This is a genomic window from Corynebacterium sp. LaCa_282 (genome assembly GCF_057198125.1).
In genome coordinates this window covers 1386286-1405921 of sequence record NZ_CP191095.1, presented here as the reverse complement: position 1 = coordinate 1405921, position 19636 = coordinate 1386286, and the positions used below count along the sequence as shown (strand labels likewise).

Here is a 19636-nt window from a genome sequence, read left to right as displayed (position 1 = left end):
TCACAATGGAAGGCGTGAACGACGTAACCCCAACTGATCAAGACTGGCTCATCGACTTCCGTGGCGTGGAGCTTCGCCGCGGTGGCAATAACTTGGTAGGGCCCGTGGACTGGCAGGTCGAACTCGATGAACGCTGGGTCATCATCGGGCCGAACGGTGCCGGAAAGACCTCCCTGGTACGTATGGCGGCCGCGGAGGAATTTCCTTCCAAGGGCACGGCCTTTTTGATGGGCGAGCAAATTGGCAAGACCGATATGCGTGATCTGCGCGCGCTGATTGGTCTTTCCTCCGCCGCCGTGCAATCGCGCATTCCCGCGGATGAGCGGGTCTATGACCTCGTCATTTCTGCCGGTTACGCGGTCTTGGGCCGGTGGCGCGAAGAATACCAAGACATGGACTTTTCCCGCGCCGATGACATCTTGGCCCAGGTTGGCGCTAGCCACTTAAAGGACCGTACGTGGACGACGCTTTCGGAAGGCGAGAAGAAGCGCGTCATCCTCGCCCGCGCTTTGATGTCCAATCCGGAGTTGCTCATCCTGGATGAGCCTTCTGCTGGCATGGACCTCGGCGGGCGCGAAGACCTCGTGGGATACTTGGGCGATCTCGCGATGGATCCGGATGCCCCGGCCATCGTCATGATTACCCACCACGTGGAAGAAATCCCGTACGGCTTTACCCACGCGATGCTTCTGGATGACGGAGAAGTAGTAGCGAAGGGGCTCATTAACTCCGTGCTGACCTCGGAGAACTTGTCTCAGGCCTTCCACCAGCCCATCCAAGTAGATCGCATTGGGCAGCGGTACTTTGCCCGCCGGATATCTTAATGAACAACCAGATTCATGACCGGCTCGATGCGATCGACGCCAGCGATACCACCGGGTTCAATGGTGGGCGCATGGCGGCGACCGTGCTCTTGCTTCGCGATGGCCCCGACGGGCTCGAGGTCTGGGTCCAAGAACGCGTGAGCACCATGCGTAACTACCCGGGCCATGCCGTATTCCCCGGCGGTGGGGTAGACCCGCGCGATTTCCCACCGCGTTCGTGGGATTCCGGTGATTTGTGGGCCGGAAAGTCCGTTGTGGCTATGGCTCGGCGGATGGGAGTCACCAAGTACAAGGCCCACGCCCTCGTCTTCGCCGCGGCCCGCGAGCTCTTCGAGGAATCCGGTACCTTGTTTGCGATCCGGGATGACGGCACGATTTCTAATGCGCGCCGGTATCACCGCGAGCGCAGGCTCCTAGAAAGCCACACCATCTCCTTCACCGAGTTCCTTAGCAATAACGGGATGCGCGTCGATGCCGATATGCTCCTTCCCTGGGCTCGGTGGGTGGGGCAAAGCAAAAACCATTGGTTTGATACTTTTTTCTTCGTTGGCCTGCTTCCGAGCGGGCAGGAGCCGGACGGGGACACTCACGAAGCAGATGATGCCGGGTGGTTTTCGCCGCAGCTCATCCTAGAGGGCTGGCGGGCAGGCCTCGTCCGCCTCGTAGTTCCTACATGGGCGCAAATGCAACGGTTATGCAAGTACTCCACCGTCCAGGAGGTGCTTGATGATGCCTCCTCGTCCGACCTTCGCCCCGTCATCGGCGATCCCCGCGATGACCCGCAGTACGCGGAATATTTCGCCACCACCCCTACAGAGCGCATATGAGTTTTAACCTCGATGAAGTCCGTTTCTTAAGTGAACATAACGCCGAACTGGCTAGCTTGGACTTGGATCTGAGCAAGGCTTCGCAGTTGAAGGATTTGGAAAAGCTGAAAGCAGCCTACGGCGACTATGCGCGCTGCGCCATGGAGCTACTTACTGCCCGGCGGGGCGGAAAACTGCCCGAGACCTGGCTTATGGATGCCGATTCCGCCCAGCAAGCCACCCCGCTGTCGGTTGCGCGCTATCGGTCCGAGTTCCTGCGGCAGCGGGGAATGCGCACCGTGCACGATGTCACGTGCTCCATCGGTACCGAAGGCTATGGAACGAGCCTTGACTACTTCGGCTCCGATATCGATGCTTCGCGCCTTGCCATGGCCCGGCATAATTTGGCTTCTAACGCCTTGTTTCAAGCAGATGCACTCACCACAACCACCACAGCGGACGTCATTATCGCCGATCCCGCCCGCAGAAAGGCGGGGCGTCGCATCTCCCGTCCGGAGGATTTGCTGCCACCGCTACCGGACCTGATCGCCGCGCACCGGGACGCACACCTGGCCATTAAGTGCGCACCCGGCCTTGATTTTAGTGACTGGGACGGATTGGTCACCGTCAGCAGCGTCAATGGGGCAGTTAAGGAATCGTGCCTCTACACACCAGGCCTCGGAACGGGCAGGCACGCGGTGATGATTCAGGGCGAGACAGTTGACGTCCTCACGGATGAAGAGCAGAACCTGCCTGAGGCTGGCGACATCGGCACCTTCCTCATTGATCCAGATGGGGCAGTGGTGCGCGCTGGACTCGTGCAGCACTACGCGGCGCGCGAGGGCTTGTGGCAGATTGATCCGCGAATTGCGTACCTGACGGGCGAGCGCATTCCACAGGGAACGTCGGGATTTCCATTCATAGAAAAGGTCCCCCTAAAGCGCCTAAAATCTGTACTAAAGGCCTATGATGCAGGCAGCCTAGAAATCCTTGTGCGCGGCGTCGATGTTGACCCTGACCAGCTAAGGAAACAGATGAAGTTGAAGGGAACGCGGCCTTTCGCGGTTATCATTACGCGAATTGGCTCACAGGGTATCGCGTTGCTCTGCCAACCCCGAGTATTATCGTCCGAAGAGAATTACGCAATATAAATCTATCGGAAAGGTGAGTGCCCCCAATGCCAACGATTGTGGCTCTGGTCAAGCATGTACCGGATACGTGGTCCACCAAATCTCTGGAGGATGACCACACCCTGGATCGCACCTCCGTGGACAACATCATTGATGAGATTAATGAATACTCCGTGGAACAGGCGCTGCGCCTGCGCGATGAAAATCCGGATGAAAACTACCGTGTTGTCGCTGTAACGATGGGCCCCGCACAAGCAGATGAGGCCCTCCGCAAGGCGCTTGCGATGGGTGCAGATGACGCGGTCCTCGTATCTGACGACGCACTGGCCGGCGCCGATGCACTGTCTACCGCGTGGACCCTGAACGCAGCGATTAACACGCTAGAGGATGTCCAACTGATCACCTTGGGCAATGAGGCTTCCGATGCCTCGACCGGAACGCTGGCTGGATTGCTCGCTGAATACCGCCAACTGCCCGCCTTGACCGAGCTGCACCAGGTAGAACTTTCGGGCAGCGCGGTAAAAGGCAGCCGCGAAGACGCCCGCGGAACCTGGGAGCTCGAGGCCGCCCTTCCTGCGATTGTGTCCGTCACCGATAAGGCGAATAAGCCGCGTTTCCCCAACTTCAAGGGACTTATGGCTGCAAAGAAGGCAGAGATCACCACTTTGAACGTGGCGGACCTAGGCATCGAAGCCATTGCGCCCACCACGACCGTTACCGAATCTTCCAAGCGCCCGCCGCGCACGGCCGGCGAGGTTATCTCTGAGCCGCAGCCGCAGGATGCTGCGAAGAAGATTGCTGACTTCCTTGCCGCAAAGAACTTGATTTAGGAGTAGAAATGTCTCACGTTTACGTACTTGTTGAACACGATGCAGACAGCATTCTCCCCGTTACCGGTGAGCTCATTACCGCCGCACGCGAATTGGGGACGGTGTCTGCGGTGGTCGTCGGAAAGCAGGCAGATTCCTTCGATGCCGAGCTAGCCGCCCTCGGCGCCGCCCAGGTGGTGCAGGCAACGGCGGAGGATTATGACCAGCGCCTGGTGACCCCCGAGGTTGATGCTTTGCACGCCCTGGGCGCAGCCAATCCGGCGCCCATCGTTCTGGCCGCCAGCCCGACGAATAACGAGATTGCGGGCCGCTTGTCCGCCCGCCTTGCTTCCGGTGCGCTCGTCAATGTGGATTCCATTGAGGCGGATGGGTCTGCAACGATGACCATTTTCGGCGGCACCTACGAGACCACTTCGCAGGCCACTGGCAGCTGCCCGATTTATACCCTGCAGCCGGGTTCCGTTGCGGCGGAGCCCCAGCAGGTGGAAACTCAGGCGGCCCCAATGCCACTGCCTGCGGCAACCGAGAAGGATGTCAAGGTTAATTCCTTTACTCCGGCCGAGAAGTCCGCCCGTCCCGAGCTCACCGCAGCCAAGGTTGTGGTTTCTGGCGGCCGCGGCGTCGGCGATAAGTTCGGCGAGATCGTAGAGCCGCTTGCCGATGCCCTCGGTGGCGCCGTCGGTGCCACCCGCGACGCCGTCGATGAAGGCTTCTACGACGCTACCCACCAGGTGGGCCAGACAGGCGTGACCGTGTCGCCAGATCTCTACATTGGTTTGGGCATTTCCGGTGCCATTCAGCACACCTCGGGCATGCAGACCTCCGGCACCATCGTGGTGATTAACCAGGACCAAGATGAACCGTTCTTCCAAATCGCCGATCTCGGCGTCGTCGGAGACCTGCACGAAATCGCCCCAGCTTTGACCGAGGAATTGAAGGCGCGCCAGTAATGCCGCACTATTTCGACTACGCAGCAACCCAGCCGATGCGCCAATCCGCCATCGACGCATGGGTTGCCGCCTCCGGATCGCTCAACTCCAGCGCGCAGTACGCCTCTGGCCGTAGGGCCCGCTCCGTGCTTGACGATGCCCGCGAGAAAGTCGCCTCCCTCCTTGGGTGCGAACCCATCGAGGTCATTTTTACCTCTTCTGGGACCGAGGCGGATAATATCGCTATCCAGGGGCTTTTTGCGGCGGGAAATACCAACCGCATCATCTCGACGGATATTGAGCACCCAGCGGTGCGCGATACCGTGAGCAAGCTTGCCCAGGGTGGCGCCACCGTGGATCTGCTCCCTGTGGACCGCAACGGGCATATCAGCGATGGGGGCGCCTTCGCGGAACCTGCCGACCTTGCCACCTGCATGTGGGCCAATAACGAAACCGGTGCGATTCAGCCCATCGAGGATCTTGCCTCCCTCGCGCAACAATCCGGTATTCCCATGCACGTGGATGCGGTGCAGGTAGCGGGCAAGCTGCCCATCAATTTTGCGGAATTGGGCATCACAACGCTTGCCGCCAGCGCCCACAAATTTGGTGGCCCGCGCGGTATTGGCGTGCTTTTGGCCAAGCGCACCCCTGCGCCGCAGCCGATTTCCTACGGAGGCGGGCAAGAACGCGGACTTCGCCCTGGCACGGTAGACGTAGCTAGCGCCTCCGCGCTCGCCGCTGCGTTGGAGGAGTCGATCGCAGAAAGCGCTGCCGAGGGCGAGCGCATCGCTGCACTTCGGAATAAGCTGCGGGATGGGATCCTCTCATCCATCGACAACGTTGTAGTGAATTCCACCGAGCCATGCTTGCCGTCGCACCTACACGTTTCTTTCCCCGGCACCGATGGCGATAGCCTCATCATGTTGCTGGACTCGCTGCAGATTGAGGCATCGACTGGCAGTGCCTGCAGCGCAGGCGTCAACCGCATGTCCCATGTGCTTTCTGCAATGGGTGTCAGCGAGGAAGAAGGAATTGGGTCCCTCCGGTTCACTCTGGGACGCCTTACTTCCGAAGACGATGTGGATTACGTGCTCGCGCATTTACCAGAGGTCGTCGCCCGAGCCCGCACGGTTTAAGTATCAGCCCTTTCTTTGGCAGCATTCCGCCGGGCGGCGATTGCCTGGGCAACGGTCAGTGCCCAGTTCCTATTCTTCGTCGCTAGCGGACCCTGCGGTTCATCGTATTCCCACCGTCCGTCTTGGAAGAGCCAGATGATATCCCCGCTGTGCGGATCCATGATGTAAAAGGCGCTTTTATCCGTCTTTACGTTGTGGTGGTGCTGGCACAGCGAGGCTAAATTTCCAGCCGTCGTCTTTCCTCCCTCTGAGAAATCGATCCGGTGGTCCTTCTGGCACCTGTAGGCCGGGCGGTTACACCCTGGCCAGCGGCACACACCATCGCGACCCTCCACATAGGCACCGATGAGCGGCGGCGTGGAGTAGGCCGGACTTACCCTTGTTGCCGCTTGGTCCATATCCCGTGTCGTAGTCGGGGCTAGCCGGTCTGCGGTATCTGGGTGAACCCATCCATAGCCCTGGATGAAACCGGGCGCCGCTTTTATATCGCTGGCGCGATACATATAAAGGTGCACCTGAGATTTATCTTCGACGGTTCCGAGGATCAGCTGGGCCAGGGCATCGGCCTTGCTAATTCCGTGCTCTTCCGCCGTGCGCTGAACAACCTCGTCAATGAGGATGAGCGCGTCTTCGTCGAATTCTACGTTTAACCCTGCTCGTCCACCCGCGGTCGGGTAGATGAAATAGGATTCATTTTGAGATTCCTCTTCCTCGGCGTCCTTGTCTCCCGTAGTGTCCGGGGATTCCATCGTGATGAGCCCATTGAGCTTTCGACGCAGGGCAGCGTTCGATGGAAAACTTTGGCCCGGCTTTGTGGGAGTGAGGTACTTTTCCAGTTCGGCGTCTATGCGCTGGAGGACGCTGTTGTCTACTTCTCCCAGCTTGCTCAAGACCGCATCAATGGTGATAAGCCGAGAGAAATCGAGGAAGTAGTAGGTTTCCTGCAGCAGTTGGGTGCGTGGCAATTCCTCTAAGCGGTACAGGGCCATGGTGATATCCCTCGTGCGCCTCTCGCTTAAGCCGGTGCGACCCGCCAAGGTATGGCACGAGATATCGAAATCGTCTTCTAGGCTAGGTTTAATTTCCTTCCAGAGCAGGTAGTCGGACTTTCTATTGCAGGTGGCACTAACCGCGATGTCATCGTGTGGGTCAGTGATGAGGTAGTAGGGTTCCACGGCGATTATCCCCCGAATTTCGCACTAAGTTTCTAATTTACATAGCCCCACCATAAGCCGCCCACTCAACCCTCGCAAGCCGAAAAGCGAAAATATGTTCTAAATGGTACATTTCCAACGAGTTTGTCTACGCGAGTGAAAAATTCCTCTCTAAGTTGCGTGTGTTGCAAATGTGGTTAGTGTGAATGATTGTTAAACTCTCGCGCATGACAACTATGAGGGCACTCCGCAAGAGCATCATCGCGGTTATCGCTGCAGTTGCAGTCACGGTAAGCGGGACCGCTGCCGCGCAGGCAGCATTGGGAACCAGCGCACCAAAAGGTATTGATATTGCTGCCCACCAGCACCCAGGTGGCATGCCTATTGACTGGAATAAGGTGAAGTCTGATGGCCAGTCCTTTGCCTTTGTGAAGGCAACTGAGGGTGGGGACTGGATTAACCCGCACTACGTCAAAGATATTCAAGCCGCCAATCTGCATGGCCTGAAGACCGGCGCATACCACTATGCGCGTCCAGCTGGCGATGCGAAGACGCAGGCCGCAAACTTTGCCACGCAGATTGCATTGGCGCCGAATCAGACGTTGCCGCCGGTGCTCGATATCGAGGTTTCCGAGGGCAAGTCCGCCTCCCAGTTGGAGAGCTGGATCGAGGAATTTACCAGCGAGCTCAAGCGCCTGACCAACCGCACGCCAATGATTTATACCTATAAGTACTTCTGGATCGGTGAGATGAATAACTCCCAGAAGTTCTCCAATATGCCACTGTGGTTGGCGGCATACCAGGATGAAGCGCCGGATCCAGTGGGTGGGTGGAAGAACCTGTCCTTCTGGCAGCGCTCCGGTTCGGGCAAGGTTGCTGGTATTCCAACCGATGTGGATTTGAACCTCTTCAATGGTACGAAGCAGCAGCTTGATTCCTTTAGCGGCGGAAATTACGTCGATATCGGCGGCGCGCTCGATAGCCTCGTGCTTGATGATGGCGTCGATCTGAGCGCCGATAGCACGCCACTAATTGGTGCAATCTTTGCCCTTGCGGCTGGCCTTATTGCAATGCCCCAGCTTGCCGATGCCGCCAAAGACGCCGGCCTCGACGCCCAAGCTGCCGAGGGCTTGGCAGCTTTTGTGAAGACCTTGGAAGACGAGGACGCTCTGCCTCTCAAGCAGCTTGGCAAGATGGCAGTCGGTGACTTCACCGTCGGTGACTTGGCGATGTTGCTAGAAAACGCTGGCCATGTCAATGGCGTCGACGCAGGCGAGGTCTCTGGAGCTCAGGTAGAAGAAGCCAAGGATGCGGCGAAGAAGGCCGGTGCCGATGTCCCCGACTTCGACGCTAATCAAGTGGCCGAGCTGCTCAATCGTGTGCTGAAGTAGCTCCCGCAAAGAATCTTCGGGTCCAGCTTTCATCCTTAAAGTGAGCTGGGACGGCCCCGCCTAAGAGTGCCTTTGCCAGCTGAGCGGCTTGGACCGAGCCCTCAGCTGGCAGTTTCGTGTCTGAGGCCAGCAAGATGATATTTCCATACCGGCGCCCTTTGAGCATGGGCGGGTCAGCGATTACGGCGAGGTGATCGAAGACCTCAGAAAGCCCGGCCAGCTCTTCCTTAGCCAAGTGGAGATCCGAGTGATCGCCGCAGTTCGCCACGTAGAGGCCGCCGGCAGATAGGGATGATTTAGCCGCTTGGAAAAACTCCACCGTCGTTAGATTTTTCGGGGTTGTATCCCCAGCGAAGACATCGCGGATGATGATATCGCGGCTGGCGGGCAGAAAACCTTCGGTTTCCTTTCGGGCATCGCCGGGGCGGATCTTGACGGTGGGGGAACGGGGGACATCGAAAAACTCGCGGACTAATTCTCCCAGTTTGGCATCGAGCTCGACCACCGTATGGCGGCTGTCCGGCCACAGGTCGGCGAAGTAGCGCGGGAGTGAGCAGCCCGCTCCGCCGAGGTGGGTAACGCGCAGTTTATTGGGCGAGACCGTATTAAGGTATTCCACTGCCGCTGCGATCCAGCGCATGTACTCAAAGTCGAGTTCCTGCGGCTCGCCCAGCACGATATGGCTGCTAGGAACGCCGTTGACGTTAAGGATATAGGCCCCGTCGCGGAATTCATCCGGCACAACCTCGGCGGTGCCGGTGGAGATCTCGTAGGTGCCGGTGATGCCTGACCTGTTCGCGGCTCGCTTTCTACCCATGGGGTTCAAGCTTAGGGAATGGAATCGATTTAAGCTGCGTTGGGGCAAGGGAGTACACTTTCGGGCCTGTAGTCGAGGTATTTAAAGGGGAATGCAATGCGAGTATTGGTAGCAATGTCTGGCGGCGTGGACTCATCTGTCGCCGCCGCCCGTGCGGTGGAGGCTGGCCACGATGTCGTCGGCGTGCACCTGGCGCTGCATAAGGACGCGCAGCAAACGCGCGAAAAGGCCCGCGGCTGCTGTTCGCTGGAGGATTCCGCCGATGCCCGCCGCATTTGCGATAAGTTGGGCATTCCGTTTTATGTCTGGGACTTTTCGGAGGAATTCAAGGAAGAGGTCATCACGGACTTCGTGGATTCCTATGCCCGCGGTGAAACCCCGAATCCTTGCCTGCGCTGCAATGAGAAGATTAAATTCCGCGCATTGCTGCAAAAGGGTATGGCCCTGGGCTTTGATGCCGTTGCGACCGGCCACTACGCCACGCTTGATGATGACGGTTATATGCGCCGCTCCAAGGATGAGAATAAGGATCAGTCTTACGTGCTCGGCGTCATTTCCGCCGAGGAGTTGGACCACTGCTTTTTCCCCATCGGTGATACCCCCAAGCCGCAAATCCGCGAAGAGGCTGCGGCGCACGGTTTTTCCACGGCGAAGAAGCCGGATTCCTATGACATCTGCTTCATTCCAGACGGCAATACCCAGCAGTTCCTTGGATCGCGCATCGGGCTTCGGCCCGGCATGATTGTGGACCAAGAGGGCACGGAGCTTAAGGAACATGATGGCGCGTGGAACTACACCATCGGCCAGCGCAAGGGCTTGGACATCAAGGCCCCGGCCGCTGATGGCCGCCCGCGCTACGTCACCGATATCGATGCTGCAACGGGCACGGTGACCGTCGGCGCGCGCGAGGACCTGGCGGTCACCGCCATTCGCGCCGATCGCCTGAGGTACTTGCACCCTGGCATGGATGGCGACTTCGAGTGCGAGGTGCAGGTCCGCGCGCACGGTTCCGTCGTGCCGTGCATCGCCCACGTGGACCGCGCCGCGGATTCGATGCGCCTAGAGCTCAAGGAGCCACTGTCTGGCGTTGCCCGTGGACAGGCGGCGGTGCTGTACCTGCCGTCCCCAGATGACCTCGGCGATATCGTCATTGGTTCCGGCACCATTTGCGAGACCGTGTAAATGACCGGATTCGCACTCGGGCCCATGCCCGGCACGTCCATGTCGGAGGCAGCGGACATCATCATGGGCGAGACCGAGCTTCCCGCCATCCCGCAGCTGCCGGAACGCGGCTTGGGCTCCGATTCGGTAGGGCGCACCGCCAGTATGCTCGAGGCCATCACCATCGACCGCGGGCCTCGTTCGTGGCGCATGACGGCGCGGCCGCAGCTATTGACTCGTCGCACGTGGGATCGCCTCGAGCGTGACCTCGACGAGGTACAGCAGGTGTGGGGAGAAAGCGTGCCCCGCGTTAAAGTCCAGGCGCTAGGGCCGTGGTCGCTGGCAGCCAGCATTGAGCTTGCCGATGGCCACCGAGTTCTTAGTGACCGCGGTGCCTTCGCCGAGCTTTCTGAAGCCCTTCTTCATGGGCTGCGGGCGCATGCAGATGATGTGGCACGCCGCTTCCACGGCGAAGTTGTGGTGCAGCTTGATGAACCTTTGCTTGCGGATATCGTGGCTGGACGCATCCCAGGTACCACGGATTTTGATTCTATCCCCGCCGTGGCTGACGAGGTAGCGCTAGAAACTCTGCTCGGCTTTGACGCGGACTACCTGCATGCCCCGCCGTTGTGGTCCATTGCTGGTGCCGCAACGACCTTGCTCGTCGATTTCCATAGCCCTCGTTATCGCCTCGATACCCCTGAGCATTTCGATGGCTTGGGAGAGCACCTGAGCGATGGCCATCGCATTGGTGTGGGGATTTCCGGATCGGATGCCCGTGCCGAGGCCATCGCGCTGGCCAAGCATCTCGACCGCATCGGCATGCCACGCGAACTTTTGGTCGATCGCTTTGATGTATATCCCGTGCAGGCCTCTGCCCGAACCCTGTGTTCGGTGACGGAGACCTCGTCCATCCTTGTCCGGGACGCCGGTGACCTTTAATCCACTCGACCCAAGCTATCGGTGGCCGTGAAATAGGCCTCCATGTAGGGAATGACGAATCTAAGCTGGCCGTGGCCGGTGGGTTCGATGAGATCGGCATCGATAAGCCGCTGGCGCGTGGCCGATAGGGACCGCACCGTGCGGTCGTGGTGTGCGGCGATAGCTTGAATTTCTGCAGTGTCGCTGTCCATGACAGCACTCATGGCTTCAAGGAAGCGGCGCTGTGCGGGTGGGAGCGTGAGGGTTGCGGGCTGGTGCACTTGTGTGCCTAGGACGGATATCGCCTCGGCCGAGATGGCTAGGACAGTGTTTTCTTCTATGCGGGTCGCGCCAGAGCGCTGTGCGTGGGCCCACGCTAGTGATCCGACGAGCTGAACCAGGTAGGGATAGCCTCGAGATAGCTCCACGGCGGCGGAGACTGCATCTGCACTGAAGTCGAGGCCCGAGTGTGCGGCGGTTTCCTTAAATGCAACGGTAGCGTTGGCGGGTGACAGCGGGCCCAGCACAAACTTTTGCGCGCGGCGCAGAAAGGTTACTCCGGGCAGCTCCAGCAGCCGGTTAATGCCCTGTGGCAGGCCGGCTACGACGATGGCAACATCGAGTTCATCGCGCACTAAGTCTTGGTAAGTAACGGCCAAGGAGGCCAATTCTTGGGCATCGGCATCTTGGACTTCATCGATGGTAAGGAGCACACCTGCACCCTTGAGCTGGGCTAGTAATTCGCGTAGCCGGGTATTTAAGGTGGGCTTATAGGCTTCATCCGTGTTGTGTTCGATTCCTATGGAACCAAGGCCGCCGATTCCGATGCGGTTGACTTTGTGCTTATCTGCCGGCGCAAGCGTGTCCATGATGCGGGGGATGGTGGTCTCGACGAGTTCTTCCACCATGGCGCTGCGGCCGGAGGCGCGCAGCGTAATCCATCCGCGGGCGGCGGCGATGTCCTCCAACTCGTTGAGGAGGACCGTCTTGCCAATACCATGGGCGCCGCTAATGACGAGTGAGCGACCGGGGTGTCCAGGTGGGGCATCGAGCGCTGCGCGAAACGTATCGAGGACCGCGGTGCGGCCGACCCAAAACAGCGGTGGGACGCCAAATGTGGGGCGGAAGGGGTTCTCGTGAAAGGACATGGTCTCCATCGTAGTCCATCCGGAGATTTGGGAGACTTTTTAACAACCGGAGATTTGGGAGACTTTTGACTCTTGTGTGGGCGCCTCGTTTGTTGCCTGCAAGGTTAGGTGCGTTCTGCAGCAGGGCTGGTGACACCCCACGTCATGGCTCCCACATGGAGGGCGAAGGAGCCAACCAGTGTATACCACCAGTAAAAATGCACGGAGGTGTACCAGGGCAAGGCGTGGCCTAAGAAGATAATGACGACGGCGGTCAGTACCGCCGAAAAGACGCGAAATGCCGTCGAGCCGGGTTTCTTTAAAGCCTTCCATGCGGCCCAGAGCTCGGAGGCGATGAAAACGGCGAGGATAATGGACGTAGGCATAGTGTTTCCTTAAAGCTCAGCGAAGAGTGTGTGGCCAAGTTCTTCGGTACCGGCGAGCGAATCGTTGTTTGCAAATGCGGCTCGCTTTGTCTTTGGGTCGATGATGAGCATGGTGGAATAGCCGTAGGTTCCGCCGTTATGCCAGAAGCCGGTGCCGTCATCGTTCTTCTGCCATCCGTATGCGGGATCGCCGTGGGCCATAAACCACTCCGCGAACTTAGCCATATCGCTCGCGGTCGAGCGGATCGCCCCTGCAGGCGCAGAACCGTCCATCTCCCAAGGCTGGGCCCGCCGCCCAGTGGCGGTGCGGCCGCGCGGGGCATCGGCAGGCACGGCACCGGGGGTCATAAGGTAGGTCTCCGTTAATCCGGTTGGCTCGAATATTCGGTGTTTTAGTAACCCCTCATAAGGCGTGTCTGCCGCTGTTTCTATTACGTGCCCGAGCAGGGCGTATCCGAGGTTGGAATAGGATTCCTCCCCGCGGTTGCTGAGCTCTGCTGCGGCGGCAGCATCGACGATATCTTGAGTGCTTTCGCCTGCATATGGGTTCGTACCGGCCACTGCGGACCATAGGGAAGCGAAGAAATCCCCGTCTGCTGAGCGAGGTAGGCCAGAGGTGTGATCAAGTAGTTCTTTAATCGTTACATCCGCTATGGGCGCGTTGTCTACGTCTAGAAACTCGCCCACGGTGCTATCGAGTCGCAGTGTGCCTTCTTCTACAAGCTGGTGGGTGAGTTCGCCGGTGAACATTTTGGTGACAGAACCAATTTCTACTTCTGTGTGCTCGTTGCTGCCTATACCCGCAAAGGTGGCGTTACCGTCGCGGAGTGTGAAAGCCGTGAGGTGATGAAACCCCGGCTCCGCGTGTTCTCGCAGTGTGGAGGCAAGGGCTGCATCTCCTGTATCTGTTAGGGCGAGTGTGAGGTGCCGAGGGCCAGCCAGTAGGAGGACGGAAGCGATAGAAATGGCGGTGCCGATGCTGAGGGCGAGTCTGCGCATTAGTGGTCCTCGCTAGCGGTAATAATGGCGAGCAAAGGAATAACGCGGGCGGGACGAATTGAGTACTCGCCACTTGTCTTTGTAGTCCAACCTGCACTAGTTAGAGCGCTGAGGTGGTGATAGGCCGTGCCGGTGGAAGAGATAATATCCTCGTCCACGAGCTCCGCGGCGGTAGCAGGTGCCGCGAGAAGGCGTCGAAGAATCTCGCCACGTACGGGATGGGCAAGTGCGGCGAGGCGTTCGAGATTTTCTGACCACTCCTCGTCAGTTATTGCAGTAGTGGGACGCTGCCACTGATAGGCGTAGGTACGCTTGCCGAGCGCAATGTTGCCGCCGAAAATTACCGATCCATCGGGTAGTTGAGTGGAGGGAGCAAGGGCATCGACAAGCCAGTAGGTCGACTCCTCCGAGGGAGGCTGCGGTGGGGCGCTCGATTGGCCTTCGAGTTTGGCGACGCGTGCCTCGAGATCGCTAAGGCGAGATTCAACGATATTCATATTTCTAGAATTCCAAAACTCTAGAAATATGGCAAGGGGATTAGGAAATGAGCGGCCACGCCGTCGAGACATCGGAGGCATCGCGGCCCTTGCCTTCTAGGTACTTCTTGAAGGCGACGCGGTCCTCGTACCACTTGACCGCTTGGAATTCCATGAGCTCGTTTTCGTCCATCTGTGCGAGGTTGGGGTAGTGCTGGCGCACCTGCTTCCAGGCCACGCGGGCGGCAGCGAGGGCATCGGCAGTGGCCTCGTGCGCATTGCCCAATTCCACACCGTAGTGCTCGCACACCGCGCCGAGGGTGCGTTTTCCCTTGCGCCACTTATCGCTCACGCGGTCAATGACGTACGGGTCAAAGACCGGGCCGGTGACCGTGAAATCGCCGGTGAGGCTGCGCAGGACGGTAAGATCAAAAGTCGCGTTATACACGATGAGCGTCAGGCCGTCGTCCCACGCTTCCTTGATGGCATCAACCGTGTTCTTGAGGACCTCCTCGTGCGGGTGGCCTTCTGCCTGGGCCTTTTCCGTTGTAATCCCATGCACGTCGGTGGCGGCTTGGGGGATCTCGATGCCAGGATCCGCAAGGTGCTCTACCTTCTGAACATCGCGGCCGTCGATGCGGACGAGGGCCGAAGTCACGATGCGAGCGTCTTTGGGATTAGCGGAGGTGGTTTCAAGGTCGAAGGCGAGCATGCGGGAGGCGTCGAAGTTCATGGTCCATACCTTAGTAGCTCGCCAGGACATGGGGGACCGCTAGACTTGGATACCGTGACTAATCCAGCTGATGTGCAACGTGAATGGAACGACCTGGCACAGGAAGTACGCCGCCACCGCAACCTGTATTACAACGGTGAACCGGCAATTCCCGATGCCGACTTTGATGCGCTTTTCCAGCGCCTGGTGGACTTAGAAAAGCAGCACCCGGAGCTGGCGGTTCCGGATTCGCCTACCCAGCAGGTAGGTGCAACGCCGAACGCTGGCGAGGATATCGAGCACCTCGAGCGCATGATGAGCCTCGATAACGTCTTTAGCGCCGGTGAGATGCAGGACTGGCTGGATAGGACGCCCGCCAAAACCTACCTGACGGAGCTGAAGATCGATGGCCTCTCCATCGACTTGGTCTACCGCAACGGGCGCTTAGATACCGCTGCTACCCGTGGCGATGGCACCGTGGGCGAGGAAATTACCGCCAATGCGCGGGTTATTTCTGATATCCCGCACGAACTTACAGGCACCGATGAGTACCCAGTCCCGGAACTCATTGAAATCCGCGGCGAGGTCTATATGCGCCCCGAGGACTTCGAAGAAATCAATGAGGAGCGCGCGGCAGACGGCAAGGCGCGGTTTGCCAATCCCCGCAACGCTGCGGCCGGCGGACTGCGCATGAAGGATCCCGCCGAGGTGAAAAAACGCCGCCTGCGTATGGTGTGTCACGGCCTAGGCGCGCGCGAGGGATTTTCCCCCTCCTCCCAGCACGATGCCTATAAGGCCATCGCCGCATGGGGCTTGCCCGTCTCGCCCTATACCACGCAGGTTCACTCCGCCGCGGAAGTGCAAAAGGAAGTATCTTACTGGGCCAAACACCGCCACGATGCGATTTTTGAAATGGATGGGCTCGTGGTCAAGGTGGACGACTTGGGCTCACAGCGCCAGCTCGGGGCGACCTCCCGCGCACCGCGCTGGGCCATTGCCTATAAGTACCCGCCGGAAGAGGTAACAACAAAGCTGAAGAACATCGAGGTCGGCGTGGGGCGTACGGGGCGCGTTACCCCCTTTGCCATCATGGAACCGGTCTTTGTCTCCGGCTCCACGGTATCCATGGCCACCCTGCACAACCAGTCTGAGGTCAAGCGCAAGGGCGTGCTTATCGGGGATACCATTATTATCCGCAAGGCCGGGGAAATCATTCCTGAGGTACTAGGCCCCGTGCGCGAACAGCGCGATGGCAGCGAATACGAATGGTCCTTCCCCACGCAGTGCCCAGCCTGCGGGACGACACTCGCTCCGCAAAAGGACGGCGATGCTGACTGGCGATGCCCCAATACCCAATCCTGCCCAGCCCAGCTTTCCGCGCGCCTGGAATACCTCGCCTCCCGCAAGGGCCTCGATATCGAGGCACTGGGGGAGAAGGGGGCCATGGATCTCATCGAAAACGGTATCCTCACCGATGAATCCGAGCTTTTTGAGCTAACGGAAGAAAAGCTGCTTGCTTCCGATGTCTATACAGCCAAACGCGATACGAAGGATAAGCGCAGCAAAAAAGAGGGCAACGTCAAGGTCAATACCGCGGGCAAGAACCTGCTGCAGAACTTAGAAGAGGTCAAAGACCGCGACTTCTGGCGCGTGCTGGTCTCGCTATCCATTCGCCACGTGGGTCCCATCGCGGCGCGGGCACTCGCGGCGCGCTACGGCTCCATGGACAAGCTGCGCGCGGCGAAAACCGAAGAGCTTGCAGAGGTAGATGGCGTGGGCGCGGTCATTGCGGAATCCTTCCACGCCTGGTTCGAGGTGGATTGGCACCGCACCATCGTTGAGAAATGGGCGGAGGCTGGCCTCGCTATGGAGGTAGCCGCCGAGGACAGGAAAGAACAGACCCTAGAGGGCCTGACCATCGTTGTCACCGGCAGCCTCGAAGACTTCACGCGCGATTCCGCCAAGGAAGCCATCATTAGCCGCGGCGGAAAGGCAACCGGGTCCGTATCGAAGAAAACCTCCTACCTCGTCGCTGGGGCCAATGCCGGCTCCAAGGAGGACAAGGCCCGCGACCTTGGCGTGCCTATCTTGAATGAGGAGCAATTCCACACGCTCTTAAACACTGGGGAGGTGTAGACACACCGCGCCGGGCTTATTTGAGGAAGGCACCCAAAATCGTGCCGATGTGGCCGAGGTGCTCGACCTCAGAGGCCAGGTATTCCGGCCCGCCGGTGCGGCCCATGGCGATGACCATCCCGGTATCTCCCAGGGGAGCGGCGGCCAGGGCGGAATCGAGCAGCGCCCAGCTTTCTGGCACCCATTCGTCCTTATCGGGGTGCAAGGTGCGCGCGCTGTCGATGTTGAGATCGACCGGAATCGTATCGTCATCGGCAGGGGCCGCGTTTGAGGAGGCCACGCGGTGAATGGGCTCATTATTGTCAATGACGATGGCCCACGTGGAGGTCGCCGCCTTCGGGATGGCCGCGACGACTTCCTCCATCGCTGCCGTGACATTGGAGGCATTGGCGGCAACGCGCGCTAATAACTCGATCTGCCCGCGCCGGTCCACGCGGCCGCTGAAGGGCCGAATGGAATCTACTTCCACGCCATGAACAGAGGCGGCGGCGGTAATTAAGGCATCGGCCATAGCGTCTGCGGGAAGCTCAATGACAATGTCATCCATGACGGTGCCATCCGGGAAGGATTCTACGATGTCAACCGATTGGATATTTCCGTCAACCAGCCCGAAGGCCTCCGAAAGCTGGCCCAAACTACCAGGGGTATCGGGAAGCAGGACACGGATTAGGTAAGACATTAAGTCGCACGCTTTCAGTAGCTTGTAGTCCCATTTACGATACCTGGGTCACAGTGCGGCGTTCAAGGGGCAATAATTCGGGGTGACTCGGCAACCGCGCGGGTTGGTGCAGTATTATGGAGCCTTAGCAATTTACATAGTACGCGCGGGAAAATAATTTTCACCTGCGCGTCGATTATGGAAAAAGGATGGAGTTCGCGTGTCTGAGATTTCGCGTGATGAGGTAGCCCACCTTGCCAAGCTTTCCCGCCTGGCATTAAGCGATGAAGAGCTAGCCCAATTCGCAAGCCAGATTGATGAAATTGTTGATTCCGTTTCCGCAGTACGGAACGTGGACACTGAAGGCGTGGAACCGATGAGCCACCCGCACTCCGTGGATGCACCGATGCGCGAAGACGTTATCGTGCGCACCCTTACCGCCGAGCAGGCCTTGGACCAAGCGCCGGCCGTGGAAGATGAGCGATTCGTCGTGCCGCAGATTTTGGGAGGAGAGTAAATGACCAACGTTGTTGTACCTGCGGAGGGACTGACCTCTTTGACCGCCGCCGAGCTGGCGGACAAGATTCACGCGCGCGAGGTGACTTCCCGCGAGGTTACCCAGGCCTTTTTGGACCGCATTGCGGAAACCAATCCCGAACTTAACTCCTTCCTGCACGTGGGGCAGGTGGAAGCATTGGCGGCTGCCGATGCCGTGGATAAGGCCCTCGATGCCGGCGAAAAGCCCGCATCGGCATTGGCCGGCGTGCCGCTGGCCCTAAAAGACCTGCTGGTTACTACCGATGCCCCCACCACCGCCGCATCCAAGATGCTCGAGGGCTACATGTCTCCGTATGACGCGACGGTGACCAAGCGTCTGCGCGAGGCCGGCATCCCGATCCTGGGCAAGACGAACCTGGACGAGTTTGCGATGGGTTCGTCCAATGAGAACTCCGCCTTTGGCCCGGTTCACAACCCGTATGACACCGAGCGCACCCCGGGCGGTTCCGGTGGCGGTACCGCAGCGGCGCTGGCTTCGGGGCAGGCTCCACTGGGCATTGGTACCGATACCGGCGGTTCCATCCGCCAGCCGGCGGCGCTCACCAATACCGTGGGCGTAAAGCCCACCTACGGCACGGTGTCTCGCTATGGCCTGATCGCGGCCGCGTCCTCGCTGGACCAGGCAGGCCCGTGTGGCCGCACCGTCCTGGATACCGCGCTCTTGCACGAGGTTATTGCCGGTCACGATGCCTTCGACGCCACATCTGTGGACAAGCCGGTTGCCCCCGTGGTGGAGGCCGCCCGCGAAGGCGCAAATGGCGATCTGAGCGGCGTCAAGGTTGGCCTTATCAAGCAATTCGAGCGCGATGGTTGGCAGGACGGCGTGATGGAGAACTACCACGCCGCCGTGGAACAGCTGCGCGAGCAGGGCGCGGAAATCGTCGAGGTGGACTGCCCGCACTTCGACGAGGCCTTGGCTGCCTACTACCTGATCATGCCGTGTGAGGTCTCGTCCAACCTGGCCCGCTTCGATGGCATGCGCTACGGTCTGCGCGCTGGCGATGACGGATCCCACTCCGCGGAGCAGGTCATGTCCCAGTCGCGCGCAGAGGGCTTCGGCCCCGAGGTCAAGCGCCGCATCATGCTGGGCACGTATGCGCTGTCCGTGGGCTACTACGATGCCTACTACCTGCAGGCGCAGCGCGTGCGCACCCTCGTGGCCCAGGACTTTGCCCGCGCCTTCGAGCAGGTTGACGTGCTGGTCTCGCCGACCACCCCGACCACCGCCTTCAAGCTGGGGGAGAAGGCCGAAGACCCCATGGCGATGTACAACTTCGACCTGTGCACCTTGCCGCTCAACCTCGCCGGCCTGTGCGGCATGTCCGTGCCTTCCGGCATGGCAGCCGATACCAACCTGCCTACCGGTTTGCAGATCATGGCACCGGCTTTCCAGGATGATCGCCTGTACAAGGTGGGTGCGGCCTACGAAGCGAAGCGCCAAAACTAGCCGCGCTATTTAAAATAGTTGTCACTGTGAAATAGCTG

The 19636-nt window shown here is 59.4% G+C and carries 20 protein-coding genes; 12 read left to right on the top strand and 8 right to left on the bottom strand.

The window, feature by feature from the left end; all coding sequences use genetic code 11:
* Nucleotides 1-5 precede the first annotated feature (5 nt).
* Genes ACP8KU_RS06575 through ACP8KU_RS06550 form a run of 6 tightly spaced genes read left to right on the top strand, consistent with a single transcriptional unit; the run spans nt 6 to nt 5655 of the window.
* The gene (locus ACP8KU_RS06575) at nt 6-824 is read left to right on the top strand and encodes an ABC transporter ATP-binding protein (RefSeq protein ID WP_284638293.1); all 819 of its coding nucleotides are present in this window, start codon (nt 6-8) and stop codon (nt 822-824) included.
* On the top strand, nt 824-1651 hold the full coding sequence (locus tag ACP8KU_RS06570) for an NUDIX hydrolase (protein WP_005280210.1): 828 nt from the start codon (nt 824-826) through the stop codon (nt 1649-1651). Before ACP8KU_RS06575 ends, ACP8KU_RS06570 begins: the two co-directional genes overlap by 1 nt.
* Nucleotides 1648-2781: a THUMP-like domain-containing protein gene (locus tag ACP8KU_RS06565; RefSeq protein ID WP_474901654.1), complete on the top strand. Its 1134-nt coding sequence runs from the start codon at nt 1648-1650 to the stop codon at nt 2779-2781. The genes ACP8KU_RS06570 and ACP8KU_RS06565 overlap by 4 nt, the downstream gene beginning before the upstream one ends.
* 26 nt (nt 2782-2807) lie before the next feature.
* Nucleotides 2808-3590: an electron transfer flavoprotein subunit beta/FixA family protein gene (locus ACP8KU_RS06560; RefSeq protein ID WP_126318830.1), complete on the top strand. Its 783-nt coding sequence runs from the start codon at nt 2808-2810 to the stop codon at nt 3588-3590.
* A gap of 8 nt (nt 3591-3598) precedes the next feature.
* The gene (locus ACP8KU_RS06555) at nt 3599-4540 is read left to right on the top strand and encodes an electron transfer flavoprotein subunit alpha/FixB family protein (protein ID WP_126318832.1); all 942 of its coding nucleotides are present in this window, start codon (nt 3599-3601) and stop codon (nt 4538-4540) included.
* Nucleotides 4540-5655 (top strand): cysteine desulfurase family protein, encoded by a 1116-nt coding sequence (locus ACP8KU_RS06550; protein ID WP_126318834.1) that lies wholly within the window; start codon nt 4540-4542, stop codon nt 5653-5655. The genes ACP8KU_RS06555 and ACP8KU_RS06550 overlap by 1 nt, the downstream gene beginning before the upstream one ends.
* Here ACP8KU_RS06550 and ACP8KU_RS06545 read toward each other — a convergent pair.
* Entirely contained in the window at nt 5652-6830 is a 1179-nt protein-coding gene (locus ACP8KU_RS06545; RefSeq protein WP_484483484.1) for an HNH endonuclease signature motif containing protein, read from the bottom strand. The genes ACP8KU_RS06550 and ACP8KU_RS06545 overlap by 4 nt on opposite strands.
* Nucleotides 6831-7036: 206 nt before the next feature.
* Here ACP8KU_RS06545 and ACP8KU_RS06540 point away from each other — a divergent pair, with 206 nt between their 5' ends.
* Nucleotides 7037-8200 carry a glycoside hydrolase family 25 protein gene (locus ACP8KU_RS06540; RefSeq protein ID WP_237791998.1) on the top strand — a complete coding sequence of 388 codons (1164 nt, stop codon included), beginning with the start codon at nt 7037-7039 and terminating at the stop codon, nt 8198-8200.
* Here the strand turns inward: ACP8KU_RS06540 and ACP8KU_RS06535 are convergent.
* Nucleotides 8181-9017 carry a spermidine synthase gene (locus ACP8KU_RS06535; protein ID WP_484483483.1) on the bottom strand — a complete coding sequence of 279 codons (837 nt, stop codon included), beginning with the start codon at nt 9015-9017 and terminating at the stop codon, nt 8181-8183. The two genes, ACP8KU_RS06540 and ACP8KU_RS06535, sit on opposite strands and share 20 nt — an antisense overlap.
* Nucleotides 9018-9113: 96 nt before the next feature.
* Here ACP8KU_RS06535 and mnmA point away from each other — a divergent pair, with 96 nt between their 5' ends.
* Nucleotides 9114-10199 (top strand): tRNA 2-thiouridine(34) synthase MnmA, encoded by a 1086-nt coding sequence (mnmA, locus tag ACP8KU_RS06530; protein WP_484483482.1) that lies wholly within the window; start codon nt 9114-9116, stop codon nt 10197-10199.
* Nucleotides 10200-11120, top strand: coding sequence for a uroporphyrinogen decarboxylase/cobalamine-independent methonine synthase family protein (locus tag ACP8KU_RS06525; protein ID WP_284623101.1), 921 nt, complete (start codon nt 10200-10202; stop codon nt 11118-11120).
* On the opposite strand, the gene ACP8KU_RS06520 is transcribed toward ACP8KU_RS06525, so the two are convergent.
* The 5 genes from ACP8KU_RS06520 to ACP8KU_RS06500 form a co-directional block, all read right to left on the bottom strand.
* Nucleotides 11117-12247: an AAA family ATPase gene (locus ACP8KU_RS06520; protein WP_348650155.1), complete on the bottom strand. Its 1131-nt coding sequence runs from the start codon at nt 12245-12247 to the stop codon at nt 11117-11119. The genes ACP8KU_RS06525 and ACP8KU_RS06520 overlap by 4 nt on opposite strands.
* 104 nt (nt 12248-12351) lie before the next feature.
* Nucleotides 12352-12612: a hypothetical protein gene (locus tag ACP8KU_RS06515; RefSeq protein WP_484483481.1), complete on the bottom strand. Its 261-nt coding sequence runs from the start codon at nt 12610-12612 to the stop codon at nt 12352-12354.
* 9 nt (nt 12613-12621) lie between these two features.
* Nucleotides 12622-13611 (bottom strand): serine hydrolase domain-containing protein, encoded by a 990-nt coding sequence (locus tag ACP8KU_RS06510; RefSeq protein WP_484483480.1) that lies wholly within the window; start codon nt 13609-13611, stop codon nt 12622-12624.
* The gene (locus ACP8KU_RS06505; protein ID WP_005280226.1) at nt 13611-14108 is read right to left on the bottom strand and encodes an ArsR/SmtB family transcription factor; all 498 of its coding nucleotides are present in this window, start codon (nt 14106-14108) and stop codon (nt 13611-13613) included. The genes ACP8KU_RS06510 and ACP8KU_RS06505 overlap by 1 nt, the downstream gene beginning before the upstream one ends.
* Before the next feature lie 40 nt (nt 14109-14148).
* A complete protein-coding gene (locus ACP8KU_RS06500) occupies nt 14149-14820 on the bottom strand; it encodes a 3'-5' exonuclease (RefSeq protein ID WP_284610386.1) in 672 nt (223 codons plus the stop codon).
* A 45-nt stretch (nt 14821-14865) separates the two neighbouring features.
* Here ACP8KU_RS06500 and ligA point away from each other — a divergent pair, with 45 nt between their 5' ends.
* Nucleotides 14866-16935 carry an NAD-dependent DNA ligase LigA gene (ligA, locus tag ACP8KU_RS06495; protein WP_431604380.1) on the top strand — a complete coding sequence of 690 codons (2070 nt, stop codon included), beginning with the start codon at nt 14866-14868 and terminating at the stop codon, nt 16933-16935.
* Nucleotides 16936-16951: 16 nt separating this feature from the next.
* Here the strand turns inward: ligA and ACP8KU_RS06490 are convergent, their stop codons facing one another.
* Nucleotides 16952-17614: an ACT domain-containing protein gene (locus ACP8KU_RS06490; RefSeq protein WP_005280230.1), complete on the bottom strand. Its 663-nt coding sequence runs from the start codon at nt 17612-17614 to the stop codon at nt 16952-16954.
* A 199-nt stretch (nt 17615-17813) separates the two neighbouring features.
* On the opposite strand from ACP8KU_RS06490, the gene gatC reads away from it, so the two are divergent.
* Both gatC and gatA read left to right on the top strand, forming a co-directional pair.
* Entirely contained in the window at nt 17814-18110 is a 297-nt protein-coding gene (gene gatC / locus ACP8KU_RS06485; protein WP_005280231.1) for an Asp-tRNA(Asn)/Glu-tRNA(Gln) amidotransferase subunit GatC, read from the top strand.
* Nucleotides 18111-19598 carry an Asp-tRNA(Asn)/Glu-tRNA(Gln) amidotransferase subunit GatA gene (gene gatA, locus ACP8KU_RS06480; protein ID WP_005280232.1) on the top strand — a complete coding sequence of 496 codons (1488 nt, stop codon included), beginning with the start codon at nt 18111-18113 and terminating at the stop codon, nt 19596-19598.
* Nucleotides 19599-19636 lie beyond the last annotated feature (38 nt).

Excerpts from the sequence above, each read along its gene's own strand:
- ACP8KU_RS06575 (WP_284638293.1), top strand. The coding sequence starts at position 6 with ATGGAAGGCGTGAACGACGTAACCCCAACTGATCAAGACTGGCTCATC.
- ACP8KU_RS06570 (WP_005280210.1), top strand. The coding sequence starts at position 824 with ATGAACAACCAGATTCATGACCGGCTCGATGCGATCGACGCCAGCGAT.
- ACP8KU_RS06565 (WP_474901654.1), top strand. The coding sequence starts at position 1,648 with ATGAGTTTTAACCTCGATGAAGTCCGTTTCTTAAGTGAACATAACGCC.
- ACP8KU_RS06560 (WP_126318830.1), top strand. The coding sequence starts at position 2,808 with ATGCCAACGATTGTGGCTCTGGTCAAGCATGTACCGGATACGTGGTCC.
- ACP8KU_RS06555 (WP_126318832.1), top strand. The coding sequence starts at position 3,599 with ATGTCTCACGTTTACGTACTTGTTGAACACGATGCAGACAGCATTCTC.
- ACP8KU_RS06550 (WP_126318834.1), top strand. The coding sequence starts at position 4,540 with ATGCCGCACTATTTCGACTACGCAGCAACCCAGCCGATGCGCCAATCC.
- ACP8KU_RS06540 (WP_237791998.1), top strand. The coding sequence starts at position 7,037 with ATGACAACTATGAGGGCACTCCGCAAGAGCATCATCGCGGTTATCGCT.
- ACP8KU_RS06535 (WP_484483483.1), bottom strand. The coding sequence starts at position 9,017 with ATGGGTAGAAAGCGAGCCGCGAACAGGTCAGGCATCACCGGCACCTAC.
- mnmA (WP_484483482.1), top strand. The coding sequence starts at position 9,114 with ATGCGAGTATTGGTAGCAATGTCTGGCGGCGTGGACTCATCTGTCGCC.
- ACP8KU_RS06525 (WP_284623101.1), top strand. The coding sequence starts at position 10,200 with ATGACCGGATTCGCACTCGGGCCCATGCCCGGCACGTCCATGTCGGAG.
- ACP8KU_RS06520 (WP_348650155.1), bottom strand. The coding sequence starts at position 12,247 with ATGTCCTTTCACGAGAACCCCTTCCGCCCCACATTTGGCGTCCCACCG.
- ACP8KU_RS06515 (WP_484483481.1), bottom strand. The coding sequence starts at position 12,612 with ATGCCTACGTCCATTATCCTCGCCGTTTTCATCGCCTCCGAGCTCTGG.
- ACP8KU_RS06510 (WP_484483480.1), bottom strand. The coding sequence starts at position 13,611 with ATGCGCAGACTCGCCCTCAGCATCGGCACCGCCATTTCTATCGCTTCC.
- ACP8KU_RS06505 (WP_005280226.1), bottom strand. The coding sequence starts at position 14,108 with ATGAATATCGTTGAATCTCGCCTTAGCGATCTCGAGGCACGCGTCGCC.
- ACP8KU_RS06500 (WP_284610386.1), bottom strand. The coding sequence starts at position 14,820 with ATGAACTTCGACGCCTCCCGCATGCTCGCCTTCGACCTTGAAACCACC.
- ACP8KU_RS06490 (WP_005280230.1), bottom strand. The coding sequence starts at position 17,614 with ATGTCTTACCTAATCCGTGTCCTGCTTCCCGATACCCCTGGTAGTTTG.
- gatA (WP_005280232.1), top strand. The coding sequence starts at position 18,111 with ATGACCAACGTTGTTGTACCTGCGGAGGGACTGACCTCTTTGACCGCC.